Source organism: Lysinibacillus sp. JNUCC-52 (genome assembly GCF_015999545.1).
Lineage (GTDB): Bacteria > Bacillota > Bacilli > Bacillales_A > Planococcaceae > Lysinibacillus.
Genome location: NZ_CP065546.1, coordinates 2611056 through 2633834 on the forward strand (window position 1 = coordinate 2611056; position 22779 = coordinate 2633834).

Genomic DNA, 22779 nt, shown 5'->3' on the forward strand with positions numbered 1-22779 from the left:
TGTAATTTTAGGTGTGCATGATACAGCTATTAGTTCATAGATGCATACTATAAACCAACTCCTAAATTATTCCTTACAAAATCTTTGACAACCGCCAGTGCTTTAATGTTGCTCAGTCAGCATTTGAATGCCTACTGAAAAATATAAGCCTGCTATGCCCTTCTTAAAGAAAGTAGATAGAAGACAAAAAGTTGAATGAACATATCAGAACTCTTCTAAATTTGGATGTTATCTGTACTAATTGATGTGCATACCGAACATTCAACATACCTTAGGCACTTAATAAATGTTTCAGTGCATCAACACTTGACTATCCATTTAACTCACTGCATAATAATGTGGCATATGGAAGCTATTCATTTAAATGCACACTATGCATAAACAAAACAATTTTAGAACATGGAGATAAGCCGAATTCCTTGAGGGTTTCCCGTATATCGTCATTAACTTTTTATTCACTTTAAAGTATACAATATAAATAAGCATAATGCACTGTAACAGCCTTCATTTTAGCTGTTTTAGGATATTTTTTTCATAATATGCAGTACAAATAACAAAATAACAATAGGATAAAGAGGTGTATATTTTTAATGAAGCATGTTAAAGGGAGATTAGACGAAAGTATTTTAGTTTGTGTCTACTATGGGCTAAATGGGGAACGCTTAATTCGCCGCGGTCATAAAATGGCCATGATGCTCGATTGCCCACTCTATATTCTTTCGGTCGATTCACAACCCATCGATGCCTTTGATGCTGAAAAATCTGGTTATATCGAACAGTGGAAAGACCTAGCGGAAGAACTTGATGTTGAAAAATTCATTTTACTAGATAACGAAAAACGTCCTATCCAAAAAGTCATTGCTGAAGTGGCAAAAAATTATGGCATTTCTCAAATCATTGTCGGTCAAAGTGCACAAAGTCGTTGGGAGGAAATAACAAAGGGCTCCTTCCTGAACGTCCTATTAAAAGAGGTTCCTTTTGTAGATTTCCACATTGTAGCTGTCCAACGTCCCACGGAAGATGACACCTATGATACATATGAAAAAGGTGTACGTGCCTATTTAATTAAAGATCAGGACAATTTTAAAGTAGCTTTTACTTGTCCACGCCATGTTTCAATCGAAGGGATTTTCTTTAAGGAAATTGGCACTGATTTTGATAATGGGATATTCAAATTCACTTACAACGATAAAATGCATGAGATTCATATTACAGAGGGCTTGGTGAATGATAAAGAAAAGTTACCTGCTGAATTTACATCTCCATTACAACAATAATTTGTAGTCACCTAGAAGGGCGACTTGGATTTTGTATTGCAGCGGCAAAGGGATTAAAGTGAAGGGCCAGAAAGAAGCCGTTTAACGGCATTCTTCCCAGTTTAATTATACACCTAGCTAACACGCCTCCTATAGCGAGGCGTGTTTTTTTACAAAGCAGATGCAGGTTTATCTTTCGGTAAGAAAAATGCTACTAATAATAACAAGGGCAATAATGAAACGATTAACATCGTGAAATCAATCCCTTTATGGTCCATTAATACTCCAATGACAATTGCTCCAATTGCCCCCATACCAAACGCAAAGCCAGTCGTTAATCCCGCCATTGTTCCAATTTTAGTTGGCACAAGTTCTTGTGCATAAACAACTGTTACAGAGAAGCTAATCATAATTAATGTGCCGATAATAATTAAAAAGATTGTCGCTGTCCATAATGGTACATAGGGCAATGCTAAACAGAATGGCATTGGCACAACAACAGAAAGTAAAATTACATTTTTTCTCCCAATACGGTCGGATAATGATCCCCCAAAAAATGTGCCAACAACTCCAAAAGCCATAAAAGTAAAAATTAAAATTTGTCCAAGACGCAAACTAACATTGTAGTGATCCATTAAATAAAAAACATAAAAACTTGTTATATTCGTTGTATAAAATGATCGTGCAAAAATAATAGTAAATAATAATGTTAAGGCGATTCCCACTTGTTTCTTTGTCAGTGGAGGCAAAGATGACACTAAAGTACGTTTTTTCTTGGATAGACGTTCTTGCTCCAATTGCTTTTTATACCAACTGGCTATCTTGCTCAACAACAGAATTCCTATCGTTGTTGCGACTAACACAAAAGCGGCTCCACGCTGTCCAAAAATGTCCAAAATGTAAGCACTAATTAATGGCGCAAGCGCTTGTCCAGAGTTTCCACCCACTTGGTAAATTGATTGTGAAAGACCTCTTTTAGAGCCTGCCGCCATAAATGAAACTCGTGAACCTTCTGGATGAAATATCGCTGAACCAAAGCCTAAAAATAATACGGCTATAATAATTACCCAGTACTGCGTTGTGAAAGCTAAAATGGCAATCCCTATAAATGAACTAATCATACCTATAGGCAATGCGTATGGCATTGGTTTCTTATCGCTGACATAACCTACAACTGGTTGCAGAGCTGAGGCAAACATGTTTAATACAAACGAAATAAGCCCGATTTGCGTAAAGGTCAAACCGAGCTCACTTTTCAAAATCGGAAACATCGCAGGTATAACAGATTGCATCGTATCATTGATAAGATGGGCAATGGCAATAGCAATCATAATCGGAAAAACAGGATTGTTAGAATTATCTATTTGTTTGTTCATGCTACTACCACACTTCCTAAATTTTTTGAAATCATTAATTAATAAATGATTGTCGCATACAATTCCACTTTTTGCACAAGCTAGTTCTCGATAGCAGTTCAAAGGAGTTGAATTTGTATGACATATGATGAATTTTTTCACGCGAATGTTTGGGAAATGGTTGTGAGGGCTTCCCTTTCCTTTTTTGCACTACTCATTGTTACACGATTGCTAGGCAAAAAACAGCTAGGTCAGCTTACATTTTTCCACTATACAACAGGTATCACATTTGGGTCCATCGCTTCAGAAATTGCGGCACAATCTGAGACACCATTTTTAGAAGGACTTATTGCGCTAATTTGGTGGAGCGTTTTGACGTATCTCATGACCGTTGTAACCATTAAATCTAAAAAAGCACGTGTGCTAATTGACGATAAGCCTACTATCCTTATTCAGAATGGCCTTATTTTAGAGTCGGGATTAAAGAAAAATCGCTTGCATATGGATGAGTTAACGATGATGTTACGAGAACAATCTGTATTTTCCGTTCAAGATGTCCAATATGCCCTATTAGAAACAACAGGTAATTTAAGCATATTGCTGAAGCCAACAGAACAGCCTTCAACAAAACAAGATATAAAAGCCGATGTCACACCACCAACTTATTTACCAACAGAAGTAATTTCCGATGGACAGCTTATTAAAGAAAATATTGTAGAACTTGAGTTGACTGAAGATTGGGTAATGAAAAAGCTGAAAAAACAAAATGTCCAATCCTATGAAGATGTTTATTTTGCACAAGTTCAAACGAATGGTTCCTTATACATTAGCCTGAAAGATAAAGCAAGACGATCAAGCCCTTAATAGCTTGTATCGTCTTGCCTATTCTATTTTCATAATATCTAATGGTGTAATTATGCCAATCAACTTTTGGTGTGATCTCCCATGCTCCGTAATCAATAACGCCTCAAAACGTTTTCCTCTTTCCACACCTTGTTTAAATATTTCTTCTGCTTCATAAATCGTTATGTATCTACTCACAAATTTGTAATTCACTCTATTTTTTTCGTGCAATAATATATCATGCAATGTGGGAACTTGTTTTGGCACATGGTTACCTCCCATTACTGATGCAAGCCAATTTGTAATACCCACAGTCGTGACAAGACCTTTAAATTGGGCTTTATTATATACAGGAAACTGTGTAAACTTCCGTTGACGAATAACTTTTAATACATGCTTTAAGGAATCGTTTTCTTGGAATACAAGCACCCTTTTTCGAAACATTTGTCCTACTAGAGTGGGCTTAGCAAGCGTCGCATCCATATATTCAATGCGCTCTACTACATCTACGTGAGGTTCTGCTATTACATACTCCATAGATGTACGATGATGGACGATTGCATTGCGTAAATCTGCATAGGAGCGCAAATCATCCTCATATTTACGTACTAAAACATCCTTTTTTTTCGCCTGATCCACGAGCCGATAAAAAGGCATAAAGTCTTTCGCACCAATAATATCTCTTAGCCGATGGTCAATTCGATTAAAGGCTGTGAGAAAGCGATCGGAATTTTGTATAGTCAATCTTATCACCTACTCTCATAGCAAGATTTTATATTTTTTAAGTTATTTGACAAATCAGAAGTTATAGCTACATTATATTCCTAAGTTATGGATATTCCAAGAAGAGTTCGTACATATCTGACATTCTAAAGCGTAAAAAATCCACTTCGTTTCTGTGGGCACACTGTAAGCCGCAACCCTCTCTTGCGCGTGGTTTGTTGCGTCTTACAGTGCGTGCGATCCCACAGGAGTCTTCGTGGATTTTTACTTGGATATATAAAATAACCTACTCGCTGTGCCTTTTGGACACATATATGACCAGTTTCATATGTTGCTCTTTACTTTTTATCGGCTTCCTCATGCGTAAAAATCCACTTCGTTTTCTGCGGGCTCGTTGTAGGCCGCAGAAGTAAAGTGGATTTTTCTCGTTATATTTTCGCCATCGATGCATTCTTTTTCATAGAAAAGACACCTAAACAAATACAAATAATTATAAGAACTATTGTTATCGATAGGCTCCACCAATAATTAGACATCTCCATCGTTCCACGAATTAGCTCAACGCCATATAGTGGTAACTTCCACGGAGAAATTGTCCAAAATGTACCTACAAGCCCATCAATAATTTGACCTCCAAAAATTAAAATAAAGGCGCATGTTGTTGCTACTACTGTTTTAAACATCGCACTCATCATCAGTGTTATTGCTAAAACAAATAACACCCATATAAAATACGTGCAAACACTTGCTATAAGAGTCCCTACCTCAAATGTTCCATACAACACAACTGTGTAATAAACACTTGCCGTAAATCCTGCTACGATACTTACTAAGCCTACTGTACTGATAACTAAAAACTTACTCATAAAAAAGGCTCCAAATGAAATAGGTCGTACATACAATAGAGTTGCCAAACCATTTGAGCGTTCCTTGCTAATAGAGCCTACAAAAGAAGCCATAAGCACGAGTAAGCCTATTAATTGAAACTGACTTATTGTAGATAATATTAAATCTGCTGGTACTAATTCTGGCATCAACATTTCAAAACCTTCAGGCATATTGCCTACAGCATCTAGTATATCCTTCATATAATAATTGGCTAGCGGTTCACTCATCCCTAAAAATGCAAAAACAAGTGGAATCCATAAAAACTTTCTACTACGCCACGCTTCACGATATTCTTTTTGAAGTAGTACGGTAATTCCACTCATGCTCTTTTCGCCACCTTCATGAAAATTTCCTCAAGCGTCGCCGTTTGACGTGCTACGTTTCGCACTAAATAGGGATAAGCAGTAAGGCGTTCAAGTACTTGTTGCATGCTCGGTTCTTCATTTTGCATCGCTACGTATACATAGCAACCGTTAACTGTACACTTAAATGTAGAGTGACTCATAAAATGCTGTGCTTCTTCCACTGTACTAAATTCAACGACATACGCTGGCTCATCAAAACGTTGGCGCACTTCAAGTAATGTTCCCTGTTCCACAAGTTGACCATTACGCAAAAATAATAGCTGGTCAGTCATTTCCTCAGCATCATTCAAAATATGTGTTGAATATAAGATTGTCGTTTCCTGCTGTAAACCTTTTAATAAATCGAGCACTTCTCTACGACCAACAGGATCTAAAGCAGAGACAGGTTCATCTAGCAGCAGTAATTTAGGCTTATGAACAATTGCCTGGGAAATACCTAGACGTTGCTTCATACCGCCTGAAAACGTCGCAATCTTTTTATGAAGGTCATTTCCTAGGCCTACAAATTCTAATGTTTTTTGAGCTTCTTGTTTTGCCTTTTTTGTAGGAACACCACTTAACCTCGCCGCCATTTCAGTAAACTCTAGCGCACTTAGCCAAGGCTGAAACTGTGGATATTGAGGTAAAAACCCAATATTTGATCGCAAATCTCCGCCCAACATTTTAACACTACCTAAAGATGGCTTTAATAAGCCTGTTAACATCGATAAGGTCGTTGTCTTCCCTGCACCATTTGGTCCAATTAACGCTGTTGATGTATGCTCTTCTAACGTAAAATCAATGGCATCTACTACTGTTTTTTCAGCAAAACGCTTCGTCAAACCCGTTACTTGTAGTATTGTGGTCATGATTGTTTTCTCCCCGCGATAAAGTAAGCAACAGGTCCAAGTAGATTAATAAATAATATAATAAATACCCATAAAATTTTCGGTCCATTCGTTGCATGAATTTTTCGAAGATCAATTAAAGCAATAATCATTAAAATAATTTGCACCCCGATTATTGGCGCTATAACCGCCCAAGGGATTTTAGCTAACTCCTCCATGTATATACACCTCACCCTTTTGTTCTAATTTAACTATAACAATTTTGTTCTAATATGTATAGAACAAATTCAAGAGCCAAAGTTTTCAAAAGTATTTCGTTCCGAGTCATTCGCTTTCCATATAGCACTGACACTGCCAGTAAGCACACGTTGCTAACGCTAAATATACGTTTCGTATAAAATAAAAAATGCCCACCATGAAACATGGCAGGCTACATTTATACATATCGATTTGTTTCAATTGGACAAAAAGAGGTACCTTTTTATTCATAGCATTATTTTTCATATAACTTTTTTAAAGCAGTTGCCATATTTGGACGTATCGTTACTTGTGGGCGTGCCTTTTTAACGGCTAATTGTGCTGACTCAAGCGATTTTGATAAGCCCAGTTCCATTAACACAGCAGTTGCTGCTACACCAGCTCGTCCACCGCCACTTCCACAGTGGAAATAAACCTTCTGTCCTGATTCATAAGCAGAGACTATTTTTTTCGCAACCTTTTCAATAGACTGAGCTACTTCTACTTCTTCATCAGCGATAGGCATATGGTTGTAATTATAGTTCGCTGCTTGCTGTTCTTGTGTTGTTAAACCATTTACTCGAACATCAATTACAACATCTACCTTCTCATTGATATAAGCAGCCTGTGCATCTTGCGCACCGCCAAAAAATAATCGATCTTTTACTAACACATCATAGTTTTTTTCCATCATATGCACGCCCCGAACTTTTATTTCTCTAATAAATGTTTAATATCTTCATAATAAGGTAGCGCTGTTAGTGCTCCTGCCTTCGTCGCTGCAAGGGCACCTAGTCGATTGCCAAAGCTCACACAGCGTACAAGCTCTTCTACAGTTGTCGGTAAACCGTTGTAATGGACATCGCGTAATACACCCGCCATAAATGCATCTCCCGCACCCGTAGTATCTACTGGGACAACTTTTTCTGTTGGTACGTGAATAACTTCACCGTTTAATACGGCATATGTCCCCTCTTCGCCAACTGTTACTAAAATAATCGGTACTAAGAAACTGTTTAGCTGCTCAATGCCATCTTCTAAATTAGTTGTCTCCGTTAAGAAAAATAATTCATCATCTGTTACTTTCAAAATATCTACATTTTCAAAAAATGAAGTAATGGTTTCCCTACAAACTTCTTCGCTGCTCCAACGTAATGGGCGAATATTAGCATCCATTGCAATAATAGCACCTTTTTCCTTTGCCTTTTCGACAGCGGCTCTCGTAGTTGCTAATGCAGTTGGATGAAACATTGTACCTGAGCACACAATTAATGCAGAAGCATGTTTAAAGGCAGCCTCATCTAATTGTGTAGCTTCAACTTGTAAATCTGGCGTCTCATCGACATAATCTTTGAAAATTCGCTCACAAGCTTCTGTTAAATGCACATAAACTCCACTTACACGTTTTGCAGGATCAAATACTGCAAAATCAAGGTTAACACCTTCTTGTGCAAGACCATCGCGAACAAATTGCGAACCTTCGTCATCACCAGTAATAGTAATAAGTGCAGATGGAGCACCAATACGGCTAATGCCAGCAGCAACATTTACCGTTGCGCCACCCATATATTTAGTAAAAGATCTATTCGTTACATCATCAGCAATATAGTCAATAAAAGCATCTCCATAGACTAAAATAAAATCCTTATCTTCCTTTGTCATTGTTGTCCCCCCGAGAATCTAGTCCTTATAGATTAACACGAAAGTTGATTTCCTATAAAGTTTTAAACTTTCGGAAAAATATCAAATGAATTAGTCCATACGGTTTTTTTCGACCTTATTCGCTAAAATCCGTTAAACAATTATGAACAATATCGCTTAAATAAATGCATCCTAAGTAAATCGCCCACTATAACAAATTCGATGACATGAATCTATTCTTTCAATCGTTATAAAATAATCTACCATATAGAGGGCTTTTCTAGAGTAAAGGTTGATTTCCGCTACGGTCGGACGCTTTCCGCGGGCACAATGTAAGCCGCAACCCTCGCTGACGCGCGGTTTGTTGCGTCTTACATTTTGTGCGTTCGCGCAGGAGTCACCGCCCTCCGCTGCAATCAACTAGTGTTAGCTACTAAATAAATGCTATTTTCTTGGCTGGACTTGAAGTACTGATTAAATCCGTCACGCGTTCCCACAGAAATCTACCGTGTAGAGGGCTTTCTAGAGTAAAGGTTGATTTCCGCTACGGTCGGACGCTTTCCGCGGGCACAATGTAAGCCGCAACCCTCGCTGACGCGCGGTTTGTTGCGTCTTACATTTTGTGCGTTCCCGCAGGAGTCACCGCCCTCCGCTCCAATCAACTAGTGTTAGCTACTAAATAAATGCTATTTTCTTAGCTGGATTTGAAGTACTGATTAAATCCGTCACGCGTTCCCACTGAAATCTACCGTGTAGAGGGCTTTTCTAGAGTAAAGGTTGATTTCCGCTACGGTCGGACGCTTTCCGCGGGCACAATGTAAGCCGCAACCCTCGCTGACGCGCGGTTTGTTGCTTCTTACATTTTGTGCGTTCCCGCAGGAGTCGCCGCCCTCCGCTGCAATCAACTAGTGTTAGCTACTAAATAAATGCTATTTTCTTGGCTGGACTTGAAGTACTGATTAAATCCGTCACGCGTTCCCACCTATAGGATTCCCCCGCCTACGTTTTTAGCTAATGAGAGTGATGCGCTGACTCCCGCTCAGAATGATGCATAGTAGGAAGCAATAAACCGCATGCTACCGAGGAGTGCTGTATGCAGTTGACCGAGCGGAATGCGTCGCTTGCAACGCAAAACAACACCATTATGAGATAGACTTATTTTTTAAAAGTAAAGTAGTGAATATTTCAAAAGCTTGAGACATCATCTATCTTTGTTATACTTGCCTAAGAAAGGTAGGGATTTTGACAATGAGTATTATAATTCGACAAGCGCAACCTCAGGATGCTCAATCCGTTGTGCCACTAATTATTGATGCGATTGGTGATATTGCCAACCGTTTAACAGGAGAACAAACAGCTTCAAAGATTGAAGAGGAACTGACAGTGCTTTTCAAGCGTGAAGATAACAGACATTCTTATTTAAATACTTTTGTGGCGGTTGAAGGTGAGCAAATATTAGGTACACTTGTTTACTACAATGGTGAACAAGCCATTCAAATGGATGCCAATCTCGTAAAATGGCTTGAAGAAAAAAATGCCCCTTCTATTACTATCGATAAAGAGGCTCATGAGGATGAATACTATATCGATACAGTTTGTGTAGCGCCAGAGGCTCGTGGTAAAGGAATCGGTACAATGTTAATTCAATTCGCTATCGAGCAAACACAAGAACGAGGCTTTACAAAATTATCATTAAATGTAGAAACACAAAAAGAAGATGCTCGTCGCTTATATGAACGTATGGGCTTTGTTATTACTGAACCATGGTCTATCATAGACGAACCATTTCATCATATGGTGAAACAGATTTAGGATGTGGAATAATTACGCATGAAAACGAATTTAATTTACCCTCTATTGATCGTCATCGCTTCTAGTAGCTATGGCATTTTATCAACAATTGTCAAAGTTGCTATGCAGCATGGCTTTACATCATCAGAGGCGGTATCAAGCCAGTATATTATTGGCTTTATGCTAGTTGCAACAATCTTTATCATAACGCAAAGACAACTACCGAAACTTTCAAAGAATGGCTTACTTATTTTAGTCAGTGCAGGGATTTTCACAGGTATTACTGGTATTGTCTACGGAGAATCATTAAAATATCTACCTGCCTCTCTTGCCGTCGTGATGCTCTTTCAATTCACATGGATTGGTTTATTGTTAGACTGCGTTTTCCATAAACGACTGCCAAGTAGACCAGAAGTAATTTCAATTATTGTTTTATTTGCAGGCACTATTTTGGCTGCAGGTGTATTGAATGTCGATTTAAGCGGTATTGCAATACAAGGTTGGCTATTTGGGTTAGCTGCTGCATTTACCTTTGCATGCTTTATCCAATTTAATTCTCGCCCCGTTGAAGGCATTACAACGACATCAAGGGTTCTAATTGTTTCCTTTGTTGCTCTTATTATGATCAGCATTTTCCTAAACCCTGAAATTGCATGGAACGGCAAATTATTCACTGAAGGGCTATGGAAATTCGGACTAGCACTTGGACTTTTCGGTATTATTTTACCGATTTATTTATTTTCAATTGCAGTACCAAAAGTTGGTGGTGCACTTGCTTCAATTTTAAGCGCCATTGAACTCCCTGTTGCTGTAACGGTTTCCGTTATTGTACTGCATGAATCACTTACATTATTACAAATAGTTGGCATCATACTCGTAATACTGGGCATGTTGCTTCCTACTATGCTTGCTAATCGCAAAATTACAGCTCCTTAAAAATGGACCTATCCATTTTTAAGGAGTTTTTTTTTTCACACATATATCATTGATAATCGACATTTTTTTGGATTATGATAATAATAACGTTAGAATTTTTTAATTATTCTAACATTAATACTTTATTTAAGTATTATACTGCACTATGTAAGCAACTCACTATAGGAAGGGGAAGATGATTATGAAAAAGACACGTATTTTCGGATTTTTTCTTGTGCTGATGCTTATCGTTTTAGCTGCTTGCAGCAATAACGACGATAAGGATTCGACAAAAGATGCCACAAATGGCGACAATGCCTCTGACTCAGAAAAGGCAGATGACAACGCATCTCCATCTGGCAAACTGGTCATTTACACAGGACGCGATGAGGAAATGGTGCAAGGCGTAATCGATCAGTTTAATGAGAAGTACCCGGACATTGAAGTGGAGTTTTTAACAATGGGAGCTCAGCAAATATTAGAGCGTCTACGCGGTGAAAAAGCAAATCCTCAGGCGGACTTCTGGTGGGGTGGTACCCAATCTGCATTAATGGTTGGCGCTAACGAAGATTTACTGCATACGTGGCAACCGAGCTTTATCGAAACAATTGATGCTAATTATAAAGATAAAGAAGGTCGCTGGTTCGGTGAAATGCTTTTACCCGAAGTAATAATGATTAATAGCGACTTACTAACAAAGGAAACAGGCCCACAAGATTGGGATGATTTATTAGATCCAAAGTGGAAAGATCAAATTTTAATTCGCGGCGTATTAGCTTCGGGAACAATGCGAACAATTTATTCCTCAATGATTGTTCGTCAAGATGCTACTACACCTGACAAGGGCTACGATTGGCTATTAAAATTAGATGCGAATACGAAAGAATATACGCAAGACCCGAATGCACTTTATTTAAAGCTCACACGTCAAGAAGGCAGTGTTTCTTTATGGAATTTACAAGATATTTTATTAAAGAAATATACAACTGATTATCCGTTCGATTACATTTATCCGAAGAGCGGCGCACCTATTTTAGTCGATGGCGTTGCAGTTGTTAACAATGCTAAAAACTTGGAGAACGCCAAATTGTTCGTAGAATTTTTATTTGAAAAGGACATGGTGACAAAATTAGCGAATGACTACTACCAAATTCCAACACGCTCCGACATTGACCAAGCGGCAATGCCAGAATGGTATCAGGAATTAGATTTAAAAACATTTGATATTGATTGGCAGCTTATGGCGGAAAAAGAGGCAGAATGGATGGAGCACTGGGATACAAACATTAAAGGCAGAGGAAAAAAATAGTGCCAGGCACTCAAACAATTTCCAAACAATTCGGAAGCACATCCATCGTAAGTCGCAACACCCTTCTTTAACACGAGGGCTGCGGCTTACAATGTGCCCGTGGAAAGTGCTACACATAACGGCAATCAACTTTTTGTAATCGAAAATTAACCTTGTCTAATTTTATAGTAATTTGTCTTTTCTGATTTTTCAGTTTATAATAATTACAATTAACCTTAAGCATAAGGATTTTTATAAAAGTTTTTGAGAGGTAGCGTATTGAAAAAATAGAACTGACTACTCATAAAAATATGATTATATAGCAAAGAATTAAAATAAATCCTAAGCATTGGATTAAAAATTAATTAATTTAATATCCTCTTTTAGAACTTATAAATGTAAAATTACATTATTTATTATAATTTCTTAAAGGGGTTTTTTAATTTATCTTTTAATTACATTCCCTTCTTAAATGAAGCACATTTCATTTATTTAGACATAGAGACCCGTTTATTTTTTGTAGTCATCCCTTGTCAATTGATGAATAAGTGACCGTATCATTTTAATCGGAGTATAAATAAAATATAAACCATATAATTAGGTGAAGAATCATGAATACAATCTACTCTTATTTCAAACTTACCTTAAAAACCTTCCCTCTTTTTTGGGGTGCTTCAAAGTTATATTCTATTATTTTGTTAATTATTATTCCATTTCAAGCAATACTACCCTCTCTTACAATTTGGTTTTCAAAAGGTTTAATTGATGCCATATCTACTACCGACACTATCATTTATTCTATAATTATTTTCTTTGTACTATCTTGGATAATAGTATCTTTTATGAATGCTATATTAGGTCCCATCGAAATGACCTTTCAAGGCTTGATGACCGATAAACTAATTGCCAACTTAAATAAATCGCTAATGGAGAAATCTTCAGAAATAAAAGGACTATATTACTTTGAAAATCCAGCGTTTTATGATGATATACAAATACTTGAGCAAGAAGCTGCATGGAGACCCGTAAACCTTATCGTTTTTACTTCTGGCATGATTAGTAGTGTCATAACTGGTATTTCTATGCTCGTGCTATTAACGAACTTTAATTTTTTGATTGCATTCATTATTTTTATTGCAATCATTCCACAGGCTATCGTTACTTATAAATTACAAAAGGAAGCATTTGAAACGCTTGTAATGAATAGTCCAGAATCTAGAAAGATGCAATATTATAGTTCCGTAATGCTTTCAAAAGAACACATTAAAGAAGTGAAAATATATAATACAGCTGCCTTTTTTATTAATAAATATATGGTGACGTTCAATAAAATTCATACAGAAGTAAAAAAAATTCGATATAAACAAGCTATTTTCTCTGTTGTTTTTGTTGGATTGGGAATAGTAGGCATTGGCATAAGTTTTTGGTGGGTAGTTAAAGGCGTAATAAATAACACCTTTACTGCCGGAGATATACTCATTTTTTCCTCTTCGGTGTTACTTGCACGGCAAAGTTTAGCAGGTTTTATTGAAAATTCGAGCTTACTATACGACACATTACTTTATATGGAGAATTATTTTAAGTTCGCATCGTTACAATCAGACATAAAATCAGGTAAGAAGATTTTATCATTAGAAAAAAGTAAATTTACATTAGTTTTTAAAAATGTATCTTTTAAATACCCTCATTCTTCTAAATTTACTCTTCAACACATTAATTTTACTATCACCATGGGCGATAAAATTGCACTTGTCGGAGAAAATGGTGCTGGGAAATCTACTATTGTTAAGCTTATTACAAGATTTTATGAACCAACCGAAGGAAAAATAGAATTAAATGGCATTGATATTGCAGAATATGATATTGATAGTTATCGTCAAATAATCGGTATTGTGTTTCAAGACTTTTCCCGTTATCAATTATCATTTAAAGAAAACATTATGATTAGCCATACAGAAGGTACTAATGATTATGAAAAGTTAGCTAGCGTGTCTGAGCAAAGTGCTCTTAATGATTTAGTTGCAAGTTTCGAGCAAGGCTATGAGCAAATTTTAAGTAAAAATTTTGATAATGGTACAGAACTATCTGGCGGTGAATGGCAGAAGGTAGCCATCGCAAGAGCTTACTTCCGAAATGCAGCATTTCTTATTTTAGATGAACCTTCGGCAGCTCTTGATGCAAGGAGTGAGCACCAAATGATCGAAACATTAACTGACCTTTCAAGAATAAAAACATTATTATTAATAACGCATAAACTATCTGCTTTAAAAATGGTTGATCGAATTATTGTATTGCAGCATGGGCAAATAATTGAAGAGGGTTCAATGCAAGAGTTATTAAATCAAAAAGGATATTTTTCAGAATTGTATCAATTACAAGCAAATAAATATGCTACTTAGTCTTTAATGTGCGGAAAGTGCATGCAATAGCATGACCATCTTTTCAAAATAGAAAGGAGCATTTCATTTGAAAAATGTCAAAATCGAAAATGTCTCTAAGCAATTTGGAAAAGTACATGGTGTGAAGGATTTAAATCTTAATATTAAAACAGGTGAATTTTTTACTTTCCTTGGGCCTAGTGGCTGTGGGAAAACGACCACATTACGAATGATTGCAGGATTTTACTACCCTACTGAAGGGAAAATTTTTTTCGATGATCGTGATGTGACATTGCTTCAGCCAAACAAACGCAATATCGGTATGGTGTTTCAAAATTACGCCCTTTTTCCGCATATGACTGTCGACGAAAATATTGCCTTCGGTTTACAAGTACGAAAGCTCTCAAAATTAGAGATCAAACAAAAGGTTGATCGCATTAGAGGGTTAGTACATCTTGCACAATTTGGAAACAGAAAAATTAATGAATTATCTGGCGGTCAGCAGCAACGCGTTGCATTGGCAAGAGCACTTGTCATTGAACCCGATATTTTATTACTTGATGAGCCGTTGTCGAATTTAGACGCGAAATTACGAGAGGAAACGCGCATTGAAATTAAAAGAATTCAATCGGAGTTAGGTGTCACAACCATTTATGTAACGCACGATCAAATGGAAGCTATGGCTATGTCTGACCGCATTATGGTGATGGAGAATGGCTACGTGAAACAAATTGGCACACCACAAGAGATTTATAATCGTCCATTAAACCGATTCGTCGCCGACTTTATTGGGGAAACCAATTTAATTGAAGCGACAACAATTGCTATTGATGATGATGAAATACAAGTAAAAACGAAGAGCGGACTTGTTCTAACTGGGCGAAAGCAACACAGCTCTCCTACTTTAACGCATATGATTGGAGACAACGTGTTTATTTCGATTCGTCCTGAAACCATCAATCAAGGCCCTGGAGAAAACACATTAACAGGAACCATTTCTTTTGTGGAATTTACAGGAATAAGCGTAAATTATATTGTCGATTTCATCGATTTCTCTTTGAAAGTCATGATTATTAATAAAAACGCTCAATTAAAAAGTATTGGCGAAGACATTACATTAAATATAGCGCGTGAATCACTTTATTTTTTAGGAGAATAGGAGGCATACCATATGGAAAAACCACCTGTGCAATCTTATCAAAATAATGCTTGGACACGGCTAACGCAATCAAAATGGTTTGTTTATATTTTAATTTCTCCCTTATTTTTAGTGTTGTTTGCCTATGTGATTTACCCTTTTTATCAAACTTTTGTTCAGAGCTTTTCAGAAGATAATGCACTTCATCATTATCAAAAGTTTTTTAGTCTTGCGAGCCCTGCGAATCTCGAGGCGCTCTGGACTAGTTTATATATCTCGATTATTAGTGTTATTTCCTGTGCAATAGTTGGCGTTACAATGGCCTTTTTATTGGAACGCTATAATTTCCCTGGGAGACGGCTACTATCCATTTTAGTATTAGTACCAATGGCTCTTCCACCACTTGTTGGTGTACTTTCTTTTACTTTCCTTTATGGAGAAAGTGGCATTTTCCCACGTGCAATTCAACATTTGTTTGGACTAAATCAAGTACCCTTTTCTTTAAAAGGCATATGGGGTGTAATTGTTGTACATACATTTACGATGTACACATACTTCTATTTAACCGCTTCGGCTGCCATTAAAGGACTGGACCCATCATTAGAAGAAGCCGCAACTAGCTTAGGCGCTGGGCGTATACGTGTATGGACAAAGGTTATATTACCGATGCTGACCCCTTCTATTATTGCATCTGCATTACTTGTATTTATGATATCTATGGCGTCCTATACTGCGCCGTTAATGTTTGGCGTTGAACGAACAATGACCATGCAAATATACTTATCACGAACAAATGGTAATTTGGGAATGGCAGCTACACAATCCATGATTTTATCGTTTGTATCCATTTCCTTTTTAATCATAATGCGCTGGTACCAAAACCGCAGAAATTATCAAAATTTGAGTAAAGGAATTAGCGTTCATCGTTCTGAAGTGTCCTCTAAGTGGATGAAAATGTTTGCTACAATCGCTTCTTTTGGCGGAACCCTTGTTTTAATTTTACCTATATTAGTACTTATATTAATTTCATTTTCAGTGGATGGTGCCTGGAAAACTCAAATTCTTCCTACCGACTACACACTCGATCATTATATAGCGCTATTTACGGATGAACGAACATGGAGACCTATTTGGAACTCTATTCAAATGGGCATTGTCGCAACATTCGGTAATGTAATCTTCGGTGTCGCTGCGGCATACGCAATGGTTCGCCTAAATTTTAAAGGTAAAACATTACTTGATATTTTAATTATGGTTCCTTGGGCATTACCTGGGACTGTAGTTGCCGTCAATTTAATTGCAGCCTTTAGTACTGAAAATGTTTTCGCCTTTAACCAAGTATTAATTGGTACATTTTGGATTTTACCGTTAGCTTATTTTATTAGACATTTACCCCTCGTGTTCCGTTCAACCTCAGCCTCCCTTGTGCAATTAGATCAGTCGATTGAGGAGGCATCGCGAAGTCTTGGTGCAAATTGGTGGTATTCGTTTAGACGCATCGTACTACCACTTACTTTTTCGGGAATATTGGCAGGTACTCTGTTAGCACTTGTTCAAAGTTTAGGTGAGTTCGTAGCTTCTATTCTTATTTACAGCACTTCTACAATTCCTCTGTCTGTTGCTATTTTTCAAAAATTATATGCCTTTAAGTTTGGCACTGCGTGTGCTTATGGTGTTTTACAGATTTTCTTAATTTTAATAGTACTCATTATTTCTGAAAAGCTATCAAAGGGCAGTGCTGGCACAGCCATTTAACTGTCATCCTATAGGAGGCCATTCATATGTTTGAAGATTTCCGCAACAAAATCCAGCAGGAGGATGGAATGATTTTTCCTTCGAATATTTATCGGAAAATTGTTTTGCAACCAGCTTATGACGAAGCTAAAAAAAACTTTTTAACGATTATGCTCCAAATTAATATTGCACATTTAAAAATGTTAGAAGAACAAGGACTAGTAAAAAAAGAAGAAGTGAAACAAATTGCTATGGCGCTAAAAAAGCTAGACTTGAACTACTATCGAATTGAAGATTATAGCCCGCAATATGAGGATTTATTTTTCCGCATTGAAAACAAATTAATAGAACTAGCTGGTGACGTTGCTGGAAATCTCCATATTGGTAGAAGCCGTAATGATATGGGTATCGCCATTTATCGGATGACATTGCGCAAAAAATTATTAATGCTCATGGGAGAATTGCTTAAATTGCGTGGTGATTTAATTGCTTCCGCTGAGGAGCATATCGATACAATTATGATTGGCTATACACATACGCAGCAAGCACAACCAACCACTTTTGCCCATTATTTAAAAGCTGTAATCGATCAACTTGATCGAGATTTCGAGCGCATGCAACATTGCTATCAAACCGTTAATCGGAGTAGCATGGGAGCAGCCGCCTTAACGACTACAGGCTTTAACATTAGCCGTGAACGCATGCGAGACTTATTAGCGTTCGATGATATTATCGAAAATGCCTGGGATGCGGTAGCTGGTGCGGACTATATCTCTGAAGCAGCTAGTATTGTACAGCTTGCCGCCCTTAATCTCGGCCGTACATCTCAGGACTTTTTATTATGGGCTACACAAGAATTTAACGCATTTACACTAGCTAGCCCATACGTTCAAATTAGCTCGATTATGCCCCAAAAACGCAACCCTGTTTCCATTGAACATACACGCTCATTACTATCCGCAGTCGTTGGAGACGCTAGTACAGTACTACAAATGGTACATAATACACCGTTTGGTGATATCGTTGATACAGAGGACGATATGCAACCATATTTATGGCGAGCTATAGATCGATTAATAGGTATTTATAAATTATTTGGCTCCCTCGTAGTCACAATGGATGTCAACAAGAAGAAGCTGCGGAACCGTGCGGAAAACAGCTTCGCAAATGTTACAGAACTCGCTGATACATTAGTTCGCTCCGAAGGTATTTCGTTCCGTCAAGCCCATAGCATCGTCAGTAAGTGTATTAAAGTATTGCTTGCTCACGGTGAGGAATCGCTTGCTAGTCTGACATGGGGGCTAGCCAATACACAATCTAAATTGGTTACTGGTAAACCTTTAGGAATTTCCGAAGATGATTTCTATCACACCTTAAAACCAGAGTTTTTTGTAAGTGTCAGAACATTATTAGGTGGCCCTTCGCCTGAAACAATGCGTGCATCCATTGAACGAGCAAAAGTAAAGGCAGACGCCCTATTTGAGTGGGTTAAGCAAAAGGAATCCGCCATTACGGAGGCAGAAAAGCAATTAATAACATTTATAGAGGAATGGGACCAATGAACGAATGGCTACTAATTATTGATGGCGGTGCAACAAAAACGGCATGTGCAATCGTACATGCCGAGTCAGGTGAAATCCAATATACAGCATCATTAGGAGGATCCAATTATCAGGCTATAGGTGTGGAGCCTGCTACGGATATATTACGAGCATTATTAGCAAAGGCTCAAGTATTTTTACAGGCGCAAGCTAACCCGAAAATTACTGTTGCCACGTTTGCTATGGCTGGGTTTGATTCTCCTAATGATCATAAAATTGTGACAGAAATTGTCCAACATACAATTACAGCGACACAGCTAAACATCCAGACGCTTATCATTGAAAATGATGCTGAAGCTACCTTATTAGGCGTCACCGCTGGACAGGCAGGTGCTTTACTCATAGCAGGAACGGGTGCCATTGCATATGCATTCGATGGTGAGCATATCGCACGTTCTGGTGGCTGGGGACATCGTGCAGGTGATGAAGGAAGTGGCTATTGGCTAGGGCAGGAAGTTATACGGGCCATTTTCCGCATGGAAGATGGCCGAGGTGAACCGACGATATTGAAAGATGCCGTCTACAACTATTTACGTATTCAAGATGTCACAGAACTTGCTGCATGGCTATTCCGCCCTTCTTATACGAATGCTCAATTAGCAAAAATGGGCGCATTTTTAGCCGATGCAGTTGCTAAAAAAGATGCTTGTGCTACTCATATCTCCATACAGGCTGCCTATGAATTAGTCCTTCTTGCATGTGCGGTACTTAAAAAAATTAGATATCAAGGAGAGCCATTTCATTTATATTGTAATGGTGGCGCTCTAAAGCATAACCCGCTAATATTAAAAACGTTTTCCCAGGAAATGACCTCCATGTATCCACAAATTCGAGTGTCTTTGTGCCAGCATCAGCCGATCCATTATATTATTCAGCGCACAAAAAGGGCGTATGACAGTCTTTAATGTCATACGCCCTTTTAAGGGTCTACCAACATGGTCAGTTGATTGCAGCGCAGGGCGGCGACTCCTGCGGGAACAGCACAAAACGTAAGACGCGGGCATTCCGCGCGACAGCGAGGGCTGCGGCTTACATTGTGCCCGCGGAAAGCGTCCGCCCGTAGCGGAAATCAACGGTACTTAAACGCCCATTTACAATCAATAATCCAAAATTATAGCTGCATTTTCTTCAGTTCATCTGTCATGAAATATAAATAGCCATCTTTAATAAATAAGTCCTTCGTGTCTTCCCTATTTAATACTTGTTCACCGCTTCCATCAGGACGAATTTTCGTTAAATAGGCGCCATGCGAATAATTACTAAAATATAGCCATCCGTCAGCATACACAATATATAGTGCACGCGTTTTCGTAACACGCTGAGCTTTACCTGTCGTCATATCAAGCACGTACAATTTATTGTCATCAGAAATACTGCTATAAAATAATTGATTTCCTACTTGCGCGGGGAAATCGATATCTTGATAGTAGCTATAAGTGGTACTTATTGCTTTTGGATAATCATTTGCTATCCATGTATGATCACGTGCCATTGTGCGATCATCCACTAAAAAATATTGGTATCTTATAGCACCGCTCCGATCTGGCACAGGGTCATTCCATGTTGTATCAAGATGATACCATTGACCGTCAAGCTTCACTAAATTCCAAGCATGCCCTTCCTTACCGACATAGCCAACGATATATTGCGTTTCAAAGCCAAGTTTTTGTAATAGTGTATGGGCTAATAATGCATAGCCCTGACAAACACCACCATGCTCTGCAAGCACAGTATAAGCACTATGTGGACTTGACTTCGTTTGTTCTGTATAAGCTGTTTTCGCCACAATATAATCATTAACAGCTCTAACCTTCTCCACATCGGTCTTCGCGTCTTTTTCAATTGTAGCCACTATTTCTTGAGCGTTCATCTCAACATAAGCTGCTTGCTCTGGCGTCATTAAATAGCTTTGTTCCCCAAAAATTTTGGCTGTTTTTCTCCCATATTCAAAGCGTATAGAATGCTTACTAATATGCCCATACACATAATCATCTCTTTTAATTGCACTATCATAGGCCTCTTCCACAATCTTCTCGATTCGTTCTGTACTTCCCTTATATTGAATCTCATAGGTTGGTGAAAAGCTACTATAATAGGAGTACATTGCATCCGCCATTTCCTTGGCATTGGTAACAACAAGCTTTGTCTCAGGCTGCTGTACGACTGGAGCAGTAACGGCTAGCTTTTGTTCCTTCACATCTTCAGGGTTTGCTGTTTGTATGGAGGCATCTTCTGAAAATTTAGTGGTAACATCAACAATCTTCTCCTTTGTTGCGAGTAGCACTGTTTCAATGTCATCATTATTTGCCCAAGTAACGACTTGTTTTACTGTCGCTTTACCTACTGTATAAATTGGCTCTAAGAAAATGATAAGTATTGCAATAATAGCTAGCTTTTTCCACAAAAATCTTCACCTCACACAGTTTCACTACTTTCATTATATACAAAAAAAACACAAAGAACTCAATTAGGAGCCCTTTTGTGCTTTTAAATTTATATGCATTGAATATGTGAAATAGAAGCTTTCGGTATATTACCACTATAAATTAGTTAATTTTTAGCTTTTGCTCTTTACCATTAACTTTATATACTAAATATCCGCTATTAATCATTAAGTCCGATACCGATTGCTTAACAACTACACTCGATTTTAATGTTTTCAAATTTAGTTTTGTTAAGTAACCGCCATTACTATAATTGCTATAATAAAGATTTTCCCCAACACCTGTAATATATAGTGCTCGAGTATCCACTACCTTAGTTTTCTTCCCACTGACTAAATCGAGTTTATACAATTTATCGTTGTCTGCTGTGTTGCTAAAGAATAGAGTATTATTAATTTGGTGTGCAAAATGTACATTTTGCATAAATTGATATGCTGTACTTGTTGCGGCAGGATAATTAGATGTAATCCAAGTATGGTCTTTCTTTAGCTGAGCATCTGATACAAGGAAATAATCATAGGAAGATGCCCCTATACGATTTGGTAAAGGATCATTCCATGTCGTATCAAGATGATACCACTTACCATCAACCTCCACCATATTCCAAGCATGCGCTTCATTGCCATTCACATAACCTACTACATATTTTGTTTCAATGCCAGCTTGCTCTAACATTTTATATGCTGTTAATGCATAGCCCTGACATACAGCTTGTCCTTCAAATAATAGTGCGTACGCGCTATGTGGACTTGCTTTCGTTTTTGAACCATAACTAGTATTTGACACGATATAATCATTAACTGCTTTCACTTTCTGAAATTGTGTCATAGTTGGTTTAATAATCGTTTTTAATATACCATCAATCTTTTTCTGAACGGCCGTTTCTTGCGCTGAAGTCGTAAAATACTTCACTTTATAAGTCACGTTTCCTGTAGAGTCCGCAGTCATTGTCATTCCTTGAAGATGACCACTTGCATAAGTAGACTTTTGCTGTGCCTTCTCAAATGCTTCCATTAACTTTTTATCAAAACCCGACATTGAACCACTATATGTAACTTTTATTTCTGTAGCAAAATTATTAAGTTGTTTTGCTATTTCATTTGTAAGCTGATCCAACGTTTCTATCTTTGTGCTTGCCACCACATTATAAGCAACAGGTGCTTGCATGTTTAAAGACTGACTTTGTGCACTGGCTACAGTTGGACTTAACATCAACAATGTGGCACCACTTAACAACCATTTTTTCACAATTATTCACCTTCTCTTTTACAATATCTTTATACTAATTATAAAAGAGAATATTACTTTAAATCCATCATACAAGTTCACTACATGTGACCTTTTTCTAATTTTTT

19 protein-coding genes are annotated in these 22779 nt (G+C 37.6%); 10 read left to right on the forward strand and 9 right to left on the reverse strand.

The window, feature by feature from the left end:
• Nucleotides 1–590 precede the first annotated feature (590 nt).
• A complete protein-coding gene (locus JNUCC52_RS12870; protein WP_139859854.1) occupies nt 591–1277 on the forward strand; it encodes an adenine nucleotide alpha hydrolase family protein in 687 nt (228 codons plus the stop codon).
• A gap of 149 nt (nt 1278–1426) precedes the next feature.
• Here JNUCC52_RS12870 and JNUCC52_RS12875 read toward each other — a convergent pair whose 3' ends face one another.
• On the reverse strand, nt 1427–2632 hold the full coding sequence (locus tag JNUCC52_RS12875) for an MFS transporter (protein WP_337980110.1): 1206 nt from the start codon (nt 2630–2632) through the stop codon (nt 1427–1429).
• A gap of 117 nt (nt 2633–2749) precedes the next feature.
• Between JNUCC52_RS12875 and JNUCC52_RS12880 the strand changes: the two genes are divergently transcribed.
• On the forward strand, nt 2750–3475 hold the full coding sequence (locus tag JNUCC52_RS12880; RefSeq protein ID WP_228134305.1) for a DUF421 domain-containing protein: 726 nt from the start codon (nt 2750–2752) through the stop codon (nt 3473–3475).
• 18 nt (nt 3476–3493) lie between these two features.
• Here the strand turns inward: JNUCC52_RS12880 and JNUCC52_RS12885 are convergent, their stop codons facing one another.
• From JNUCC52_RS12885 to JNUCC52_RS12910, 6 genes are all read right to left on the reverse strand, one after another.
• The gene (locus JNUCC52_RS12885; protein WP_337980111.1) at nt 3494–4198 is read right to left on the reverse strand and encodes a CBS domain-containing protein; all 705 of its coding nucleotides are present in this window, start codon (nt 4196–4198) and stop codon (nt 3494–3496) included.
• 407 nt (nt 4199–4605) lie between these two features.
• On the reverse strand, nt 4606–5388 hold the full coding sequence (locus JNUCC52_RS12890) for an ABC transporter permease (protein ID WP_228134303.1): 783 nt from the start codon (nt 5386–5388) through the stop codon (nt 4606–4608).
• Complete coding sequence (locus JNUCC52_RS12895) at nt 5385–6278, reverse strand: ABC transporter ATP-binding protein (protein WP_337980112.1); 894 nt, start codon at nt 6276–6278, stop codon at nt 5385–5387. Before JNUCC52_RS12895 ends, JNUCC52_RS12890 begins: the two co-directional genes overlap by 4 nt.
• The gene (locus JNUCC52_RS12900) at nt 6275–6475 is read right to left on the reverse strand and encodes a PLDc N-terminal domain-containing protein (RefSeq protein WP_228134301.1); all 201 of its coding nucleotides are present in this window, start codon (nt 6473–6475) and stop codon (nt 6275–6277) included. Before JNUCC52_RS12900 ends, JNUCC52_RS12895 begins: the two co-directional genes overlap by 4 nt.
• Nucleotides 6476–6750: 275 nt before the next feature.
• Complete coding sequence (locus JNUCC52_RS12905; RefSeq protein WP_337980113.1) at nt 6751–7188, reverse strand: protein-tyrosine phosphatase family protein; 438 nt, start codon at nt 7186–7188, stop codon at nt 6751–6753.
• Between the two features lie 17 nt (nt 7189–7205).
• A complete protein-coding gene (locus JNUCC52_RS12910; RefSeq protein ID WP_228134299.1) occupies nt 7206–8156 on the reverse strand; it encodes a carbohydrate kinase family protein in 951 nt (316 codons plus the stop codon).
• Nucleotides 8157–9383: 1227 nt separating this feature from the next.
• On the opposite strand from JNUCC52_RS12910, the gene JNUCC52_RS12915 reads away from it, so the two are divergent.
• The 8 genes from JNUCC52_RS12915 (at nt 9384) to JNUCC52_RS12950 (ending at nt 19885) form a co-directional block, all read left to right on the forward strand.
• Nucleotides 9384–9947 carry a GNAT family N-acetyltransferase gene (locus tag JNUCC52_RS12915; RefSeq protein WP_139860554.1) on the forward strand — a complete coding sequence of 188 codons (564 nt, stop codon included), beginning with the start codon at nt 9384–9386 and terminating at the stop codon, nt 9945–9947.
• A gap of 18 nt (nt 9948–9965) precedes the next feature.
• Complete coding sequence (locus JNUCC52_RS12920; RefSeq protein WP_139860556.1) at nt 9966–10862, forward strand: EamA family transporter; 897 nt, start codon at nt 9966–9968, stop codon at nt 10860–10862.
• Between the two features lie 181 nt (nt 10863–11043).
• The gene (locus JNUCC52_RS12925) at nt 11044–12150 is read left to right on the forward strand and encodes an extracellular solute-binding protein (RefSeq protein WP_337980114.1); all 1107 of its coding nucleotides are present in this window, start codon (nt 11044–11046) and stop codon (nt 12148–12150) included.
• A 590-nt stretch (nt 12151–12740) separates the two neighbouring features.
• Entirely contained in the window at nt 12741–14528 is a 1788-nt protein-coding gene (locus JNUCC52_RS12930; protein WP_337980115.1) for an ABC transporter ATP-binding protein, read from the forward strand.
• A gap of 67 nt (nt 14529–14595) precedes the next feature.
• The gene (locus tag JNUCC52_RS12935) at nt 14596–15666 is read left to right on the forward strand and encodes an ABC transporter ATP-binding protein (RefSeq protein WP_337980116.1); all 1071 of its coding nucleotides are present in this window, start codon (nt 14596–14598) and stop codon (nt 15664–15666) included.
• Nucleotides 15667–15678: 12 nt separating this feature from the next.
• Nucleotides 15679–17400, forward strand: coding sequence for an ABC transporter permease (locus JNUCC52_RS12940; RefSeq protein WP_228134295.1), 1722 nt, complete (start codon nt 15679–15681; stop codon nt 17398–17400).
• A gap of 26 nt (nt 17401–17426) precedes the next feature.
• A complete protein-coding gene (gene argH / locus JNUCC52_RS12945) occupies nt 17427–18941 on the forward strand; it encodes an argininosuccinate lyase (protein WP_337980117.1) in 1515 nt (504 codons plus the stop codon).
• Complete coding sequence (locus tag JNUCC52_RS12950; RefSeq protein WP_337980118.1) at nt 18938–19885, forward strand: N-acetylglucosamine kinase; 948 nt, start codon at nt 18938–18940, stop codon at nt 19883–19885. Before argH ends, JNUCC52_RS12950 begins: the two co-directional genes overlap by 4 nt.
• Before the next feature lie 206 nt (nt 19886–20091).
• Here the strand turns inward: JNUCC52_RS12950 and JNUCC52_RS12955 are convergent, their stop codons facing one another.
• Both JNUCC52_RS12955 and JNUCC52_RS12960 read right to left on the reverse strand, forming a co-directional pair.
• A complete protein-coding gene (locus JNUCC52_RS12955; protein WP_337980119.1) occupies nt 20092–21384 on the reverse strand; it encodes a transglutaminase domain-containing protein in 1293 nt (430 codons plus the stop codon).
• A 142-nt stretch (nt 21385–21526) separates the two neighbouring features.
• On the reverse strand, nt 21527–22672 hold the full coding sequence (locus JNUCC52_RS12960; protein ID WP_337980120.1) for a transglutaminase domain-containing protein: 1146 nt from the start codon (nt 22670–22672) through the stop codon (nt 21527–21529).
• Nucleotides 22673–22779: the final 107 nt, after the last annotated feature.